Source organism: Hyphomicrobiales bacterium (assembly GCA_017642935.1).
GTDB lineage: Bacteria > Pseudomonadota > Alphaproteobacteria > Rhizobiales > MH13 > MH13.
In genome coordinates this window covers 883,943-900,785 of sequence record JAEPOK010000002.1, presented here as the reverse complement: position 1 = coordinate 900,785, position 16,843 = coordinate 883,943, and the positions used below count along the sequence as shown (strand labels likewise).

16 protein-coding genes are annotated in these 16,843 nt (G+C 60.4%); 5 read left to right on the top strand and 11 right to left on the bottom strand.

Features of this window, described 5'->3' with window-relative positions:
• Positions 1-37 precede the first annotated feature (37 nt).
• Positions 38-700: an HTH domain-containing protein gene (locus tag JJ917_13775; protein ID MBO6699895.1), complete on the top strand. Its 663-nt coding sequence runs from the start codon at positions 38-40 to the stop codon at positions 698-700.
• On the opposite strand, the gene JJ917_13770 is transcribed toward JJ917_13775, so the two are convergent.
• Positions 697-1,905 (bottom strand): MFS transporter, encoded by a 1,209-nt coding sequence (locus JJ917_13770; GenBank protein MBO6699894.1) that lies wholly within the window; start codon positions 1,903-1,905, stop codon positions 697-699. The genes JJ917_13775 and JJ917_13770 overlap by 4 nt on opposite strands.
• A gap of 175 nt (positions 1,906-2,080) precedes the next feature.
• On the opposite strand from JJ917_13770, the gene JJ917_13765 reads away from it, so the two are divergent.
• The gene (locus JJ917_13765) at positions 2,081-2,848 is read left to right on the top strand and encodes an MOSC domain-containing protein (protein ID MBO6699893.1); all 768 of its coding nucleotides are present in this window, start codon (positions 2,081-2,083) and stop codon (positions 2,846-2,848) included.
• Positions 2,849-2,857: 9 nt separating this feature from the next.
• Here the strand turns inward: JJ917_13765 and JJ917_13760 are convergent, their stop codons facing one another.
• The 5 genes from JJ917_13760 to JJ917_13740 form a co-directional block, all read right to left on the bottom strand.
• A complete protein-coding gene (locus JJ917_13760; protein MBO6699892.1) occupies positions 2,858-3,751 on the bottom strand; it encodes a DUF4167 domain-containing protein in 894 nt (297 codons plus the stop codon).
• Positions 3,752-4,145: 394 nt separating this feature from the next.
• Entirely contained in the window at positions 4,146-4,991 is an 846-nt protein-coding gene (gene prmC, locus JJ917_13755) for a peptide chain release factor N(5)-glutamine methyltransferase (GenBank protein MBO6699891.1), read from the bottom strand.
• The gene (prfA, locus tag JJ917_13750; protein ID MBO6699890.1) at positions 4,988-6,061 is read right to left on the bottom strand and encodes a peptide chain release factor 1; all 1,074 of its coding nucleotides are present in this window, start codon (positions 6,059-6,061) and stop codon (positions 4,988-4,990) included. Before prfA ends, prmC begins: the two co-directional genes overlap by 4 nt.
• Positions 6,062-6,063: 2 nt before the next feature.
• Positions 6,064-8,334 (bottom strand): phosphoenolpyruvate--protein phosphotransferase, encoded by a 2,271-nt coding sequence (ptsP, locus tag JJ917_13745; GenBank protein ID MBO6699889.1) that lies wholly within the window; start codon positions 8,332-8,334, stop codon positions 6,064-6,066.
• Between the two features lie 93 nt (positions 8,335-8,427).
• Positions 8,428-9,714, bottom strand: a complete 1,287-nt coding sequence (locus JJ917_13740) for an aspartate kinase (protein ID MBO6699888.1) — start codon at positions 9,712-9,714, stop codon at positions 8,428-8,430.
• A gap of 305 nt (positions 9,715-10,019) precedes the next feature.
• On the opposite strand from JJ917_13740, the gene JJ917_13735 reads away from it, so the two are divergent.
• Positions 10,020-11,702, top strand: coding sequence for a cache domain-containing protein (locus JJ917_13735; GenBank protein MBO6699887.1), 1,683 nt, complete (start codon positions 10,020-10,022; stop codon positions 11,700-11,702).
• A gap of 165 nt (positions 11,703-11,867) precedes the next feature.
• Positions 11,868-12,638 carry a bifunctional 2-polyprenyl-6-hydroxyphenol methylase/3-demethylubiquinol 3-O-methyltransferase UbiG gene (ubiG, locus tag JJ917_13730; protein MBO6699886.1) on the top strand — a complete coding sequence of 257 codons (771 nt, stop codon included), beginning with the start codon at positions 11,868-11,870 and terminating at the stop codon, positions 12,636-12,638.
• A gap of 72 nt (positions 12,639-12,710) precedes the next feature.
• On the opposite strand, the gene JJ917_13725 is transcribed toward ubiG, so the two are convergent.
• Genes JJ917_13725 through JJ917_13710 form a run of 4 tightly spaced genes read right to left on the bottom strand, consistent with a single transcriptional unit; the run spans position 12,711 to position 15,299 of the window.
• A complete protein-coding gene (locus JJ917_13725; GenBank protein ID MBO6699885.1) occupies positions 12,711-13,274 on the bottom strand; it encodes a DUF1178 family protein in 564 nt (187 codons plus the stop codon).
• A complete protein-coding gene (locus JJ917_13720) occupies positions 13,271-14,119 on the bottom strand; it encodes a carbon-nitrogen hydrolase family protein (GenBank protein ID MBO6699884.1) in 849 nt (282 codons plus the stop codon). Before JJ917_13720 ends, JJ917_13725 begins: the two co-directional genes overlap by 4 nt.
• An 11-nt stretch (positions 14,120-14,130) precedes the next feature.
• Positions 14,131-14,388, bottom strand: a complete 258-nt coding sequence (gene grxC / locus JJ917_13715; GenBank protein ID MBO6699883.1) for a glutaredoxin 3 — start codon at positions 14,386-14,388, stop codon at positions 14,131-14,133.
• Between the two features lie 53 nt (positions 14,389-14,441).
• Entirely contained in the window at positions 14,442-15,299 is an 858-nt protein-coding gene (locus tag JJ917_13710; GenBank protein MBO6699882.1) for a ComF family protein, read from the bottom strand.
• A 324-nt stretch (positions 15,300-15,623) separates the two neighbouring features.
• Between JJ917_13710 and JJ917_13705 the strand changes: the two genes are divergently transcribed.
• Positions 15,624-16,568 (top strand): methyltransferase domain-containing protein, encoded by a 945-nt coding sequence (locus JJ917_13705; protein MBO6699881.1) that lies wholly within the window; start codon positions 15,624-15,626, stop codon positions 16,566-16,568.
• Positions 16,569-16,599: 31 nt separating this feature from the next.
• On the opposite strand, the gene JJ917_13700 is transcribed toward JJ917_13705, so the two are convergent.
• Positions 16,600-16,761: a Flp family type IVb pilin gene (locus tag JJ917_13700; GenBank protein MBO6699880.1), complete on the bottom strand. Its 162-nt coding sequence runs from the start codon at positions 16,759-16,761 to the stop codon at positions 16,600-16,602.
• Positions 16,762-16,843: the final 82 nt, after the last annotated feature.

The window sequence follows — 16,843 nt, the reverse complement described above, 5'->3', positions numbered from 1 at the left end:
ATTGCCTTCGCCTGCGACCGGCTCTAGACCCCTAAATATGACAAATTGTGTCATAGTTGAAGAAACCCTCGGCGAGGCCACCATGCGCGCATCGCGACTCCTGCGCATTCTATTGATCCTGCAGAACCGTGGCCGACAAACCAGTCAACAGCTGGCAACTGAGTTGGAAGTCGCGCCGCGCACCATTTTGCGCGACGTCGACGCGATGAGCGAAGCCGGTTTGCCGATTGTGGTGTTTCAGGGCCAGGGCGGCGGCATCGAGCTTGGATTCAATTACCGCACCCGCCTCACCGGTCTTACCACACAGGAAGGCGAGGCGATGGCGCTGCAATTGGCGGCGCCCAACTCGGCTATCGACGCTCTCGGTCTGCGCGGCATTTATGAGACGGCACGCGCAAAATTCCTTGAAAGCCTGCCCGATCGGACCCGCACGGTCTTTGAAGCGACAGACAGGCGGTTCGCCCTGCCCGACCCGCCGAACGCCGACTCCGATCTTTATGTGATGGCGCTGGCGCAGGCCGTGCGCGACAAGCAGATCGTTACTCTGCAGGCCCGCTCTGCCAATCCGCGCAAAGTTCATCCTCTCGCTTTGACCTTGGCAGACGATGGCTGGAGGCTGACCGACGCTCTCAACCCGGATACGCCAATCCACCAGGTCGATTGGGGTGACCTCAACATCTCATCCCGACGTTTTTCTTAGGCAGTTGCGCTACGACGCCAACGGTGAATCAAGGTTGCACCTCCGACCACGACGCCGAGGCCAATCAGAATTTGTCCAAAGATCTGATAGCCCGGCCCATAGCCGACGGCCTGCATGACCGGTTGGCTAAAAACCGGCGACAAAAAGTGGCCAGAAAACAGGGCCGCCGAGGCCAACCCCACTGCCCGTCCTCGCAGCGCATCTGGAACGATACTCGTCATCCAGTTGGCACCATGGGGAAACATCAAGCCGATGGAAGCTCCGCCAAGCACCAGAGTGGCCAGCACCATCGGGTAGCTGGTCGCGTTGGCAAGGAGGATGTTGGTGACTCCGAGCAGGGCATAGACGACGGCGACCAGCCCGAGATCGCCAAAAAAAGTACGGGCCCGGCCATAGAGTAGCCCCGTCACCGCTGTGGTGCCCGAAGCACACCCGATAGCCAGACCGACAGCGGCGCCGCTCAGACCAAAACGCTCACCAAGGAAAAAGGGCAGTTGAACTGGCCAGAGGTAAAAGGCGACCTGCGCGATGAGCACGAACAGCATGATCATCGCGACGCTCGCCAATGGCCACGGCACATCAGGCTCATCTGGTGAACGCTGCGCGGGGCGTCGGGGTTCGTCGACAAACGCCCACACCAACGCCAAGACGACGAACGATGCTACATAGATGCCAAACGGTGCCCGCCAGCCCATCTCGGCCAGCCATCCACCGAGCAATAAGAACGCAACGCCGCCAATGCCCATAAACGCCGACTGACGGCCAAGCGCCTTGGCGCGTTCCGATCCGCTGTAGAGATCAGCGAACAGCGTAGTGGCCGCCGTCATGTTGCAGGCGACCGCCAGCCCAAGCGCGGCACGCCCGACCAGCAAGCCCATAAGACTGTCAACGTAAAGTCCGCTGGTGCCGGCCACCGCGTAAAGAACCAGGCCGACCATCAGAAGTGGTTTGCGCCCGAAACGATCGACAAACAGGCCGGCAAGCGGCGACCCGATCACGGTGAAGATCGCTGTTACCGTCAGCACCAGCCGCGTCAGCAACTCCACTTGCGGTGTACCGGCGAACGTCGCTTCGATCTGCGGCAGCGCCGGGGCGATGGTGGCGCCCGCCATCACGGTGAGCGAGGACGCCAGCAACAAGGCCCATAGCGTCGCCGCACGGGGCGCCGAGGCCGCCGCCTGGTTGGGAACGTCTGATGAGGACACGGAAACTCCAAAACGCGCCAACACTGTAGGATGACAAACGGCGCGCTGGCGAAGACCTTACGCCCCTATTGAGGCTTGGCCAAGCGGATCGGATCAGACGATCCACGCGTTTCGGTGATCTCGCCATTTGTCCTGGGCAACGCTAAGAGCAGCGAGCATTAAAAGGATCGATTCGATGACAGACACCGCCTCCATCACCCACCTTTGGCGTTGGCCGGTCAAAGGCCTGGGCGGGGAAAGCATGGATGCGGTGGACGTTGAAACTGGCGGACTGTTCCCGTTCGACCGGGCTTTTGCGCTGGAAAACGGCCCATCGGAGTTTGATCCGGCCAATCCCAAACATGTCGCCAAGCTGCAGTTTGTTTGCATGGTCCATCAGCCAAGCACGGGACGTATGAGCGCACGCTATGATGAAGCCGCAGGAACGCTCGCCATTACTACCCTTGATGGCCGCGCCTTCTCCATCGACCCCGAAGCTTCATCCGATCTTGAGGCACTGGCCGAGGAGCTGGTCGAACAAGGCGTGCGTGGGCCCTTGCGGTTAAAGAAAGCCGATGACCTGGCCTCAGGTCACGGTTTCACCGATGTGCCGGGGCGGTGGATATCGCTGCAGAACCAAGCATCCATCGACTGGCTCGGACAGAAGGTTGGCGCCGACCTCGATCCGCGGCGGCTACGCGCCAATGTGCTAGTGGAGGGATGGAACGCCTTTGAAGAAGAGGACCTGGTCGGCAAGACCATCGTGTTCGGAACGGCAGAGATTTTTGTCGAAGTGCCGATCAATCGCTGCCGCGCCATCGATGTGAACCCAGACAGTGCAACCCGGGACCAGGATTTGGTCCGCGCCCTTCAAGGCCATCGCGGCAAACCAAGCCTTGGGCTTTATGCGACCGTCAAAAAAGCCGGGCGCATGGCGCCCGGCGATCAGGTGGTCGTGCTCTAGAGAAGAGCGTCAGGTGTCGTCAGAGGCGGCCTGAACCGGCGGCACATCATCGCCTAAAGATACCGGCTTAGGCGCCTCAGGAGCAGGCTTGCTTTCAGCCTCAGACGGGCTACTGGCCTGCGTTTCCTCACCGTCGAAACGATCGGCGACTTCCACACGGGCCTTGCGCTGGCGCGGCGCGCGGCGTGGCCGCTCGTCGCCGTCACTGGATGAACTGTCGCTGGCGCCGCTTTCATCTGCCGGCACTGTTGCAGGTTCAGCCTGCGCATTGGCATCTTCGCGCGGGCGATCGGACCCATTGCCGTCGCGGCCCGTATCGCGGTCTCCGCCAAGACCATTGTCGTCACGCCCGGTGTCGTCACGACGACTACCTTCGGAGCGTGCATCGGCCCGCGTCTCGTCGCCACGATCATCATCACCTCGGCCACGACGCTGGCGGCCACGGTTGCGGCGCGAGCGCCGGTCGCCGTCATCATCATCATCGCGGTTACGATCGCGGCGGTTTTCGTTGCGGTTTTGGCCAGACCCGTTGGCGCCGGCTTCTGGCTGCGGCGCATCCGGATCGGACGGATCAAAGCCATCCTTGCCATCGCGATCGTCGCTGTCATCGGTATCGATTGGATCGTCGGCACGCTTCACATTGACCGCCTGGTTCATCTGCTGCTGAGCGGCGGCCACGATCCGATAAAAATGCTCGGCATGTTGAAAATAGGCTTCCGACAACACCGTATCGCCGGACGATTGCGCGTCACGGGCAAGGTTGATGTATTTGTCGGCAATATGCTGAGCGGTGCCGCGAATTTTCACGTCCGGCCCGTTTGACTCATAGCTGCGTGATAGCGGGCTTGGCCCCTTACGTCCGCCGCGACCGCGACCACGCTTGTTCGATTGACCAGGTCTCATTGCCAATGTCTTGTTCTCTTTTTCTCTAAAAATCCAAAAGGGTTGATGGCGTTCAACCGCAGCGCCACGCGCCACCGGTCCGTTGCCAAACCCCGCAAAGCTCCAAGCTCCACACCCCAAAGCGATCAACGGCCGAGGCCGGACCCATCCAGTGTTGTGCCAACGCGTCACATTGCATCAAGCCTGCGATCTTGATCGCGAGCGATCGAGACCAAACCCGTTCAACTGTGAGGTTCGCTTGCTGCGCCCTACCTGGCCCACCTGCCATCATCGGGTGGTGTCTTGGCTGTCGTTTCCAGGTGCCCTGCAGCACCAACACCCCTAGCTGCTTCGCCGCGCTTTTCCAAGCTTTTTTTGGGCAAGGCCGATCACGCGGCCCTTCATTGCCTAGCATTCAGTGCTGAAAAACCACCACCCGGTCATGACCGGAAAGGTCTTGCCGGGTTTCCTGGAGCTGGAATCCACTCGCCTGTCCGAGCGCTTGAACCGCCTCAGCTTGGTCATGACCGATCTCGACCAGCAAATAGCCGCCATGTTTCAGCTTGTTCGCCGCTTGCGGAAAGATCGCGCGGTAGGCATCCAAGCCATCATCGCCAGCGACCAGGGCGCGCTGCGGATCGTGCAACCGAACTTCCTCGTCCAGCGCGGTCATTGCACCTTGCGGGATATACGGCGGGTTGGAGACGATCATGTCGAGAGGGCCATCGACCGCATCGAGCCAATCGCTTTGGGCAAAACTCAACCGATCGGCCAGGCCTAGATCGACGGCGTTTGCACGGGCTTGGGTGACAGCATCGGCCGCCACATCCAACCCGGTTGCAGAGATGTGGGGACGCTCGCGCGCCAATGCAAGCAGAATGATGCCGCTGCCGGTGCCCACATCGACGACATGGGCTGAACTGTCCTCCGGCAGACGCGCCAGCGCCGCCTCAACCAGCGTCGCGGTATCATCGCGCGGAATGAGTGTCGCGGCATTGAGCCCGACTTCGAAATCCCAAAAGGCCGCGCGCCCCAGAATGCGCGCCAGCGGTTCACCGGCCTCCCGCCGCGCAACCAACGCCAACAATGTTTCCTGGTCGTTTTGCGGAACCCTATGGTCACCAACCACGATTTGCGCGGCGGTCGAATGGCCGGTGACATGCTCCACGAGCAGGCGCGCTTCGCGCAGACCATTGGCATGAGGTCGTGCGTCAATGCGCGTGGCAAGGTCCCGCACAAGCGCATTGAATCTTTGGTTCAATTGGCTTCGCTTTCGGCGAGCAACTCCATCTGGTGCTGTGCGATCAACGGCTCGATCACCGCATCCAGCCCTTCGCCTGCCAAAACCTGATCGAGCGAGTAAAGCGTCAGGCCAATCCGGTGATCGGTAACGCGGCCTTGCGGGAAGTTGTAGGTGCGAATGCGCTCGGAGCGATCACCGGACCCCACCTGCCCCTTGCGCGCGTCGGCGCGCTCTTCGGCGGCTTTCTGCCGCTCCATGTCGTAGAGCCGAGCTTTCAGCACTTCCATCGCCCGCGCGCGGTTTTGGTGCTGTGATTTCTCACTTTGCAGGACAACGATACCGGTCGGCAAATGGGTGATGCGCACGGCGGAATCGGTGGTGTTCACGTGCTGACCTCCGGCGCCAGAGGCCCTCATCGTGTCGATGCGAATATCCTCGTTGCGCACCTCGATATCGATGTCCTTGGCTTCCGGCAGCACGGCGACTGTGGCCGCTGAGGTATGGATACGCCCGCCGGATTCCGTCTCCGGAACACGTTGGACGCGGTGCACGCCTGACTCAAATTTGAGTAGACCGTAGGCACCCTGACCACGCACCTCTGCGACGATTTCCTTGAAGCCGCCAACTTCGCCTTCCGACGTCGACAGAACCTCGACTTTGAAGCCTTTGGTCTGCGCGTAGCGCTGATACATGCGAAACAGATCGCCAGCAAAAAGCGCTGCTTCGTCACCGCCAGTGCCGGCACGCACTTCCAAAATAACGCCACCGGCATCGGCTTTGTCTTTGGGTAGAAGCGCCACTTGCAACGCCGCTTGAAGCTCGTCGAAACGCGCTTCAAGATCCGCAATTTCCGCTTCGGTCAGCGCCTTCATCTCATTGTCGAGATCAGGATCGGCGAGCATCTCGCGGGCTTCTTCGAGCTCATCGCGGGTCTTCTGCAATTCCTTGGCCTGCTCGGCCACGGGCTCCAGCTCGGCATAATCGCGCGACAGCTGCACAAACTCATCGGACTGCGCGCCAGACGCCATCTTGGCCGAAATGCCTTCAAAGCGCGCGATCAGCGCATCAATTTTTTGGTCTGAAATCATGACTAGAGGCATATGCTATGTTCGTTCGCATAGGCAACCAGAGCCTCGCGCACCGAGACGGTCGCCAGCGGATCGGCGAGCATGGCATCCATCGCGTCGGTAAGCGGCTCCATGCGCACATCAATCACCATCGCCTTCACTGGTCCGACCGAGGCTGGCGACATGGAAAGGCGGCGGAATCCAAGCCCAAGCAGCGCCAGCGCCTCAACCGGACGACCAGCCATCTCACCGCACACCGTGACCGGGCAGCGATTGCGCTCACTGGCCTCGGCAATGGCTTTCAGCGGCCGTAGGAAGCTCGGTGACAGTATGTCGAAGCGTCCAGAAAGCCGCGTGTTGCCGCGATCGGTCGCCGTCATGAACTGAAACAGATCATTGGAGCCAACCGAAACGAAGTCGCACCGGCTCATCAGCGCATCAAGCTCATAGAGCAAGGCCGGAACCTCGATCATCGACCCAACCTTGAGGTCTGTCGGCACTTTGTAGCCATGCTTCAACAGGTGCGAGATTTCCCGCCGTACGAGACCCTTGGCGGCATCCAGTTCGGCAACATCGGTCACCATCGGGAACATCAGCCGCAAAGACCGTCCAGCGGCCGCCATAAGCAGTGCGCGGATTTGCAGGCGCATCAATCCCGGACGATCGAGACCGAGGCGCACCGCGCGCCAGCCAAGCGCCGGGTTCTCTTCGGCGAAGGTACGCATATAGGGAAGCACCTTGTCGCCACCGATATCGAGCGTGCGGAACGTGACGGTCCGGTCGCCCGCTGCATCAAGCACGCGCGCATAAAGGTGCTCCTGCTCCTTGGTGCGCGGCAGGGAGCGCGCCACCATGAACTGAAGCTCGGTACGGAAGAGCCCGATGCCTTCCGCCCCGGTTTCTTCTAGGCTCGGCAAGTCGATCAGAAGACCGGCATTGTGCTGCAGCATGATCGGCACGCCGCAGGCGGTCACCGAGTCCCGGTCCTTCAGCGCGCGGTATTGCGCCTGGCGCCGGGCGCGAAATTTGACCTTTTCCACATAGGCCCGCTCGACATCGACCTGTGGGCGCACATGGACCGCACCCTCATCGCCATCGAGAATGATCGGATCGCCATCTTCAACCAGCGCCACCACGCCGGCAACGCGGCCAACGACCGGCACACCCATGGCACGCGCAACGACGGCCACGTGGCTGGTCGGACCGCCCTCTTCGAGCACCAGACCACGAATTTTCGCGCGCTCATAATCAAGCAATTCGGCAGCGCCCATCATGCGGGCAACAATCACCGCATCGTCTGGCATCTGGTCCTGATGACGTCCATTCTCGCCGGAAAGTTCGCGGAACAGCCGATAGGCTAGATCGTCAAAATCGTTCAGCCGCTCGCGGATCAAAGGATCCTTTTGGCGCATTAGTTTCGCGCGCGTGTCGGACTGGACGCGCTCCACCGCTGCCTCAGCGGTCAGACCGGATTGAATCGCTTCGCGCATCCGCCGCGCCCAACCGCGATCATAGGCGAACATCCGATAGGCTTCGAGGATGTCGCGGTGCTCACCGTGATGGGCCACATCGCCGGACTCCACAATGCTGTCGATGGAGAGCCGCAGCCGGGCGATCGCCTGATCGAGCCGATCGATCTCCTCATCCACGTTTTCGGCGATCATATCGGTGACGATGAGGCGCGGCTCATGCAGCACCACATGGCCAAGACCAACACCCTCGGCGAAGCCCGACCCTTCCAAGTGCAGCTGCCGGTTCGCTTCCAGATCGAGACCCGCGCGCGAAACCCCTTGCAACTCACCAGCGGCCATCATCTCGGCGATGACCATGGCAACAGTCTGCAGCGCTTCGACTTCTTCTTCGGAGTAGCTGCGCCGCGCCTGGTTCTGCACGGTCAGAACACCGAGGACGCGGCCAACCCGCATCACTGGCACGCCGAGGAAAGAGTGGTAATCCTCCTCGCCGGTTTCCGGCAAATAGGCGAAGCTTGGGTGCTTTTGCGCGTCAGCGAGATTAAGCGGTTCGGCGCTTGCCGCGATCACGCCGACCAGACCCTCGCCAACTTTCAGCCCTGTCTGGTGCACCGCATCCTTGTTCAGGCCCTCGGTGGAGGAAAGCTCCAGCACTCCGTCGGCGCGCAACAGGTAAACCGAGCACACCTCGGCCACCATATTGGCCGCGATGAGCACCGTGATCTTATCCAGCCGCTCCTGCCCGCTAATGCGCTCGGCCATAACCTCGCGCAAGCGCCGCAACAGGACACGCGGCCCCGCCAGAGAACTGCGCGTGGGCATAGGTGGCCTCGCCTGTCAGGTGGTCTATGGCGCCATCAACTCGGATGGAGAGGTCAGCGCCGCCGCACCGTTGCGGCAACCGGATCTGTCCGTTTATGCCGCGTCGAGTCCGTATAGCGAATGCAGCGTGCGCACGGCAAGCTCAGTATAAGCCGCATCGATAAGGACGGAGATCTTGATCTCCGAGGTCGTGATGGCGCGGATATTGATGTTTTTCTCCGACAACGCCTTGAAAGCGTCGGCTGCAACGCCGGCATGGCTGCGCATGCCAATACCGATTACCGACACTTTCACAACGTCTTTCGAACCGTTAAGTGCATCAAACTCAATCCCGCTATCGGGATGCTCCAAAATGCCAACCGCGCGGTCGTAATCGCCTTCAGGAAGCGTAAAGGTGATGTCGGTGGTCGCGCCATCGGCGGAGATGATCTGCACGATCATATCCACATTAATGCCGGCGTCGGCCAGCGGACCGAATACACCGGCGGCCACCCCCGGTCGATCCTTCACCCGGCGCAGCGAAATTTGAGCTTCATCGCGCGAAAAGGCGATGCCGGTGACGACTTGCTCTTCCATTATCTCTTCCTCATCGCAAATCAGCGTGCCGACCGGCGTATCGGTCGCAAGGTCAGGTGCATCCGGATCATCGAAAGACGAACGCACGAACACCCGCACGCCATGCACCATGGCCAGTTCAACCGAGCGCACTTGCAAAACTTTGGCCCCAAGCGATGCCATTTCCAGCATCTCTTCAAAGGCGATCTTGTCCATCCGCTGCGCTTTGGATGCAACGCGCGGATCCGTTGTGTAGACGCCATCCACATCGGTGTAGATATCGCAGCGATCGGCACCAACGGCCGCCGCAATAGCCACCGCAGAGGTATCCGACCCACCTCGCCCAAGCGTTGCAATCCGTCCATCGGGCGAAATGCCCTGAAAACCGGCGATCACGGCCACCTGCGGGCTGCCGGTTTCACGACCCGACATCCGGCCGACGAGCGTATGCGCATCGATGGAATCAATCCGTGCCGCGCCATGGCTGGCATCGGTTTTGAGTGGAATTTGCCAACCTTGCCAGGAGCGTGCATCCACCCCCATGGCCTGCAAAGCGATCGCTAGGAGGCCGGACGTGACCTGCTCACCGGAGGCAACCACAGCATCATACTCGCGGGCGTCATAAATGGGTGCGTTGGCTCCGGCTACGCGCGGCATATCCTGCACCCAGCCGACCAGTTCGTTGGTCTTGCCCGACATCGCCGACACCACGACCGCCACTTCGTGCCCGGCCTCAACCTCACGCTTCACATGACGCGCGACGGTGCGAATACGCTCCAGATCGGCGACCGACGTACCGCCAAATTTCAGGACCAAACGAGCCATGGGCGTTGAACTGATCTTTCCAGCGCAGGAAGGGTGGGGCCGACGCGCCCCAATCGAACGGGCGCGTGTTAGCCGCAAAGCATGCTGAAGTCCATTGCCGCTTTGGCCGCAATCTTTGATGGCAGTGGTTAGGTAACCCAACGTCACCCTGTGATGCCCCAGCCCATCGCACTTTTTTAAGAAGTTTTACCGATAAGCACTGTTTGGGAGAGGGCTTTACGTGCTCGTCACGTCCAAGGTTCTCAAAATCAGGCTTGCTCGGCGCTCTAATTGCGTGCCGAACAAACGTTTAGTGGGGGTTCCACGTGAAGAAGTTGTCGATCGGTATGCGCTTGGGCGCACTATCCGCTGTGTTCATGGTGGGCGTTTTCGCGCTTGCGGCTGCGTTTCTTTATCTGTCCAATCAAATGCTCAACGAGCAGCGCCAGGGCGAACTAATCAGCTTGACCGATAGTGCACTGTCGCAGGTTGCTGCGCAGCACGCACGCGCCGAGGCCGGCGAGATCACGATGGAGCAGGCACAGACGACCGCGATGGATATCATCCGCGACGTCCGTTACCGCGACATCGAGTACTTCTTTATCCATGATCTAGACGGCAACATGATCATGCATGCCGTCCGTCCTGATCTGGATGGCCAAAATCTCAGCGATCTTCAGGACCCCAACGGTAAGTATCTGTTCCGCGAATTGATCGTTGCCGCTTCTTCGCCGGAGCGCTCCGGCTTCGTTGACTATTATTGGCCGCGCGCCGGATCAGATGAGCCGGTCCACAAGCTGTCCTATGTCGCCCAGTTCGAACCATGGGGTTGGGCCATCGGCACAGGCCTCTATACCGACGATCTGACGGCATCATTGATGGCGAAAGCGGGCAAGTTTGCCGTTATCGGTGGCCTCATCATCCTGTTTGGCGCCGCTGCCGGCTGGTGGATCGGTCGCTCGATCTCACGTCCCGTTCGCGCCATCACCTCAACCATGCAGGAGCTTGCCGACGGCAACACCGATCTCACTGTACCGGCTCGCGAGGAAGCCCATGAGATCGGCGCTATGGCCAACGCCGTGGAGGTGTTCCGCGAGAACGCAGTCAAACAGGCCGAGATGGCGGGCGTGGTGAAGGGCAATGCCAATCAGCAGATGGAGCGCCAGGCTCGCATCGAGGAGTTGATTGCCGGCTTCCGCTCGTCGGTTTCCGAGGTCTTGGACAGCGTCGCTGAACGCGTCGCTGAAATGGAAGAAGTGGCAACCGGTGTTGCCGGTGTTGCCGAAGACACCGCTCAGCGCGCCTCAACAGCGGCCCACGCGGCTGAAGATGCGTCTTCCAACGTTCAAACCGTGGCCAGCGCTACGGAGGAACTGACGGCATCGATTTCAGAAATCTCCCGCCAGTTGGACGAGACCACCACAACGGTTGGCCAGGCCACGACAAGTGTGCGCACAACCAACGACAAAGTCGAAAGCTTGTCAGAAGCAGCCCAGCGCATTGGCGATGTGGTCAAGCTGATTTCCGACATCGCCGAGCAGACCAACCTTCTCGCCTTGAACGCCACCATCGAAGCCGCACGCGCTGGCGAAGCGGGCAAAGGCTTTGCTGTCGTTGCCAGCGAGGTCAAAACGCTCGCCTCACAAACAGCCAAGGCGACCGAGGACATCTCTGAGCAAATCGGTTCGATCCAGGACGCAACCGGCGAAACTGTGGTCGCAATCCGCGACATTGGAACCGTGATCGAGAACATCAACGGCACGATCGACATGATTGCTCAGGCTACGCAGCAACAGGGCGCCGCCACCGCGGAAATTTCGTCTTCGGTGATGGAAGTGGTACAGGGTACATCCAACGTGGCGGAGAATGTTGGCGTCTTGAAACAATCCGCCGGCGAAACATCCAACTCTGCCGGGTCGGTCCGCGCGGCGGCCAAGGATGTCTCCGACAAAGCCGACAATCTGCGTCGCGAGATCGACACGTTCCTTAGCGAAGTCTCGGCCGCTTAGAACGGATCAGAACAAACCGCTTGAAGGCGCGTCGTCCCGCACGGCGCGCCTTTTTCGTTGGACACCTATTCGCGGATCGCAGAGGCGCGACATGTGGCCACTGGCGCTTGCCAGCCCGCATCGGATAGATAAGGCAACCGAGACACGCACCAGGCATTCCTCTACATGACGGACAGCGCATCCAGCACCGCCACACCAGTCAGCTCCATCGACCCGGATGAGGTTGCGCGCTTTTCCGCTCTGGCGGCCGAGTGGTGGGACCCGAAGGGCAAGTTCGGCGTGCTGCACAAGTTCAACCCGGTGCGTCTTGCCTATATTCGCGAGAAGCTGTGCGCGCATTTTGGCCTCGACGAGAAGCTGGCCCATCCTTTTCAAGGACTGCGCATTCTCGATATTGGCTGCGGCGGCGGCTTGATCTGCGAGCCCATGGCGCGCCTTGGCGCAACGATCGTCGGCGTCGATGCGTCCGAAAAGAACATCAACACCGCATCGGTTCACGCACAGGAACAAGGCCTGACAATCGATTACCGGGCGACGACCGCCGAGGCGCTGCTCGCCGAGGGCGAAACTTTCGATGTCGTGCTCAACATGGAAGTGGTCGAGCATGTCGCCGACGTGGACAGCTTTGTTGCAGATTGCGCAGCTATGGTGAAACCCGGCGGGCTGATGGTGATCGCCACGATCAATCGCACGGCCAAAGCCTTCTTCATGGCGATCATCGGCGCCGAGCGACTGCTACGCTGGTTGCCGGTCGGCACGCACCAGTATGAAAAACTGGTCAAACCGGAAGAACTCGCCAGTGCCCTCGCGCCGACCGGGATGGCGATCATCGACAAGGCCGGCGTGACGTTCAACCCGCTGGAAGATCGCTGGAAACGCGTGCCCAACGACCTGGACGTCAATTACATTGTGCTGGCGGCACGACCAAAGGCTTAGGCAAAGGTCGTCTGATTTCGGATCGCGCGAAACGCCGCCAATACCGCCCCTGTCAGCTCACCCTCAGCTCTGTCAGTGCCCGTCTTCCGGCAAGGGCGGGATAACAAAAACATCGATCCCTTCCTCATCCAACGCGGCGGCATCTTCCAAGCTGGCTTCACCACGAATAGGGCGTTCTTCGACCTCGCCATGGTGCATCTTGCGCGCCTCATCGGCAAAGCGTTTGCCGACATCTTCGGAGTTGGCTTCCACTTCGGCGCGTAACTTGCGCACCGTTTCCACATAGGCCTTTACCGGAGCCGGAGCGTCTTTCAGCGAAGGCATCGCTGCCACAGGTGTCGGGCCGGACGGTGCAGCCTCTGCAGGCAGAACCTCACCATCGACTGGTTTGCTGGCCGCCTCGGCATCAATTGCCGCTTTGGCCTGCACCATCGCCGTATGCACTTCACGCGCAACCTTTTCCTTCGTGCGCGCGGTCGAAACATTGGGCGCCATCAAGGCTTTTGTAATAGCGCCATCCCCGCACACCGGGCATTCAAGAAGCCCATTTTGGACCTGTCTGTCGAAATCCTCGCTGCCGCGGAACCAACCATCAAAGGCATGGTTGTTGGCGCACCGAAGCGCATAGGAAATCATGCCACAGCCTTTGTCTGGGTCGCCGAAACGAGATCAAGCGCAAAATCGCGATCGTGTTTCAGCGCCGGTATCTTATCACGGGCATCAGCAACCTTGGTCACGTCGAGGTCCGCGAGAAGAACACCGGGCTCGTCATCCGCTTTTTCCGCAATCACCTGGCCCCACGGATCGATGACGATCGAATGACCAAAGGTTTCGCGGCCATCCTCATGGGTTCCGCCTTGCGCAGCAGCCAGCACAAAAGAACCGGTCTCGATAGCGCGAGCCCGCAAGAGCACATGCCAATGCGCCTCGCCCGTCTGACGTGTAAAAGCCGCTGGCACGGTTAGGACATCGGCCCCTGCTTTTGCCTGCGCGCGAAACAGGCCAGCAAAGCGCAAATCATAGCAAATGCCCAAGGCTACACGCGCGTCACCCAAGTCCACAACCACGCAGCGGTCGCCGGGCGCGTAAATCGCGCTTTCGCGCCAGCTCTCGCCACCAGCCAGGTCAACGTCGAACATGTGAATCTTGTCGTAGCTCGTGACCAGCGCACCATCCGGCCCGAACAGATGCGCGCGGTTGGCGAACCGACCATCAGCCAACGGCACGGCCATGGACCCAATGTGCAAAGTGATGCCCAGCGATGCAGCAAGATCGCCAAACCGGTCCGCTGCTCGGTTGGCGGCCTCTTCAGTCACCTCAGCCGTCATGCGGGCGCGATCGCGTTCGACCAAGGTCGTCATTTCTGGCGTCTGCACGTAGGTCGCACCTTGAGCGGCAGCCTCTTCGATCAACGCGCAAGCATCATCAACATTGGCAGCCATGGCGCGCTTGGAGCGCATCTGCACGAGGGCGATCTTCATCAGTACGCTCCTTAGGCGGCGAGCAATGGGTCGAGCTTGCCGGCACGCTCCAAAGCGAAAAGATCATCACAGCCGCCAACATGACTGTCGCCGATGAAAATCTGTGGGAACGTCGCCGCGCCGCCCGACTTGGCAACCATTTCCGCTTTCACGGCAGGTTTCATGGTCGCGTCATGCTCGACGAACGCCACGCCTTTCTGCTTAAGCAATGCTTTGGCGCGCGAGCAAAACCCGCACATTGCGCGGGTGTAGATTGTAACGTTGGCCATCAGGCTCTCCATAAACGGGGCGGGCCCACCTGTCCGAGCCCGGTTGAACGCCGTTATATGGTGCTGTTGCCGTCCTGCACAACGGTGGTCGAAAAGACCAGCGCATCAACCTGTTTTGGTCGCGCCACAGCGTTCTGCGATGTCAGCGTTTGCGTGAGAGCATCGAGTGTGGCTCCCGTGGTGTGTACATCGTCGATGAGCACCACATGCTTGTCGGCCAGTGCCACCTCGCCTTTACCGGTCAGCTTGAAAGCACCGCGTACATTGCGCAGTCGATCACCACGCGAAAGCGCCAATTGCTGCCGGGTGCGCTTGATGCGCCGCACACCATTGTGCACCACAGGCGCCCCGGTGATAGTGCTGATAGCGCGAGCAAGCAGCGCCGACTGATTGTAACGCCGCTGCAACTGCCGCCAGGGGTGCAAGGGCACCGGCACAAGGACAGTGTTCGGCTCGCCTAAAAGCGCGCGTCCCGCTCGGGCCATCATCGCGCCCAAGGCGTCGGCCAAATGGCGCTGGTTGGCAAATTTTAGGGCGTGCACCAGTTGCGGCGCGACACCCTCATGGGTGCATACCGCCCGCATGCGGTCAAACTCAGGCGGATTGGCCAGTGCCTCCGCCGAAACGGCGCCAGGCCCGAGATCATAAGCTAGTGGCAGGCCGAGCCGGTTGCACACCGGACCGTCGATCCAAGGCACCTGGCGCCAACACGTACCGCACAGACCACCATCCATCTGAACCAACTGACGACAAATTGGACAGCTCGGCGGGACCACAAAATCGAGCGTGTTGGTGAACGTTGCCCGTGCGGCGGCAACGGCCTGATGACCGAGCCGAGCAAGAGCGCCTGGCGCCGCGATTGGCGTGCCTTCACCGGCCGCGTGAATAGAGGGCGAAGAGGGATGCGACATCAAGGATGTGTGCGACGCAGCAGAGACTGAAGACCCGCCAATTGCCGATATGCGCTTCGTCATTTTCCCCCCAGAAATAGACCTCGCGCATGACCAAAATCGCGGCATTTGCCCACTACCTAGGCTGGATGCCGCCAAGGTCATACACCATTAGTCGTAGGGCATGAAAAGGGCCCTGTCATGCGCAGATTCCCCATTAGGGTGCACTGCAAAAAGAGCCGACTGTTGTCGGATGGACCCGCCACGTCTACATGGCTTCCAAAGCTGGGCGCGCCCGGTAGAACGAACCAAGCCCTCGCTGATACCGACCGAACGTGATCGAAAATGCCCACACCGTCTTCCTCGTCTGAGTCCGGCGCACCACTCATTTTCGACACGGACTTATTGCGCCTGCGAAAGCGCAGGGCGATGCAGGAGTCCAAAAAGACTGGCGCCCGCGATGGCGGGTTTTTGCGTGATATGGCGGCGTCTGATGTGCGCGAACGGCTTGATACCGTCGAACGTCATTTCGATCAGGCTCTCGACCTGTCAGACGACGATGGAACAACAGCCAGTCTTCTTGCCGCCAGTGAACGGGTGCAGTCGATGGCGCGGCTCGTAAGCGACCGGTCCCTCATCGCTGATGACGCGATTGATACGATGATAGGGACGCTGGATCATCTCCCAGCTGCGCGTGAAAGCCTCAACCTGGTGACGTCCGTGCTCGCTCTGCAATGGGTCAACGATCTGCCCGGTTCGCTTGTTCAGATCCGGCGCGCCTTGAAACCCGACGGCCTGTTCCTCGGCGCCCTGATCGGTGGCAACTCCTTGCACGAGCTGCGCGATGTTCTTGCCGCCGAGGAGGATGAAGCGACCGGCGGGGCCAGCCCGCGGGTCATTCCGTTTGTCGATGTGCGCGATTTTGGCAGCCTGCTTCAACGCGCGGGATTTGCCTTGCCGGTGACGGACGTCGATACGCTGACGGTGCGCTATGGCAACCTGTTTGTGTTGATGGCTGACCTGCGCGCCATGGGGGCGACCAATCCGCTTGTCCATCGCAGCCGTCGTCCCTGGACCAAGACACGCGCCGTTCGCGCCGCGCAGATCTATGCTGAGCGCCACGCCGACCCGGATGGGCGCATTCGTGCAACGTTTCAGATTCTATCGTTTTCCGGATGGGCGCCGTCGGATGTGCAGCAAAAGCCGTTGCGACCGGGTTCGGCAACCACACGGCTTGCCGATGCGTTGGGAACGGAAGAATTCCCAACAAGCGAAACCCCGAAGTCGTAAACGCGAGAATATGTTCGCGATTACCGACCGCCTAAAACAGGTTTCCGATGTCGGTGTAGACGCCGTCGGCCATGTTCGTCCCGGCCTGATCAACTGCCACCACGATCACCAATGCGATGGCCAATGCGATGATGCCGTATTCGACGGCAGTTGCGCCATCGTCATTTCTTGCAAACTCGATCAGCTTACGCATCGCATCACCCCAGACTTTCGAACCTACGACCTACCGAGCTCAGCTCAACATTCGTGCAACGATTCCACTCAAATTTTAGCTA

Bases quoted from the DNA above. Each gene is read 5' to 3' on its own strand.
- JJ917_13705 (MBO6699881.1), top strand. From the start codon at position 15,624: ATGCCCACACCGTCTTCCTCGTCTGAGTCCGGCGCACCACTCATTTTC.
- JJ917_13725 (MBO6699885.1), bottom strand. From the start codon at position 13,274: ATGATTTCCTATGCGCTTCGGTGCGCCAACAACCATGCCTTTGATGGT.
- JJ917_13775 (MBO6699895.1), top strand. From the start codon at position 38: ATGACAAATTGTGTCATAGTTGAAGAAACCCTCGGCGAGGCCACCATG.
- grxC (MBO6699883.1), bottom strand. From the start codon at position 14,388: ATGGCCAACGTTACAATCTACACCCGCGCAATGTGCGGGTTTTGCTCG.
- ubiG (MBO6699886.1), top strand. From the start codon at position 11,868: ATGACGGACAGCGCATCCAGCACCGCCACACCAGTCAGCTCCATCGAC.
- ptsP (MBO6699889.1), bottom strand. From the start codon at position 8,334: ATGCCCACGCGCAGTTCTCTGGCGGGGCCGCGTGTCCTGTTGCGGCGC.
- prfA (MBO6699890.1), bottom strand. From the start codon at position 6,061: ATGATTTCAGACCAAAAAATTGATGCGCTGATCGCGCGCTTTGAAGGC.
- JJ917_13710 (MBO6699882.1), bottom strand. From the start codon at position 15,299: ATGTCGCATCCCTCTTCGCCCTCTATTCACGCGGCCGGTGAAGGCACG.
- JJ917_13760 (MBO6699892.1), bottom strand. From the start codon at position 3,751: ATGAGACCTGGTCAATCGAACAAGCGTGGTCGCGGTCGCGGCGGACGT.
- JJ917_13720 (MBO6699884.1), bottom strand. From the start codon at position 14,119: ATGAAGATCGCCCTCGTGCAGATGCGCTCCAAGCGCGCCATGGCTGCC.
- JJ917_13740 (MBO6699888.1), bottom strand. From the start codon at position 9,714: ATGGCTCGTTTGGTCCTGAAATTTGGCGGTACGTCGGTCGCCGATCTG.
- JJ917_13765 (MBO6699893.1), top strand. From the start codon at position 2,081: ATGACAGACACCGCCTCCATCACCCACCTTTGGCGTTGGCCGGTCAAA.
- JJ917_13700 (MBO6699880.1), bottom strand. From the start codon at position 16,761: ATGCGTAAGCTGATCGAGTTTGCAAGAAATGACGATGGCGCAACTGCC.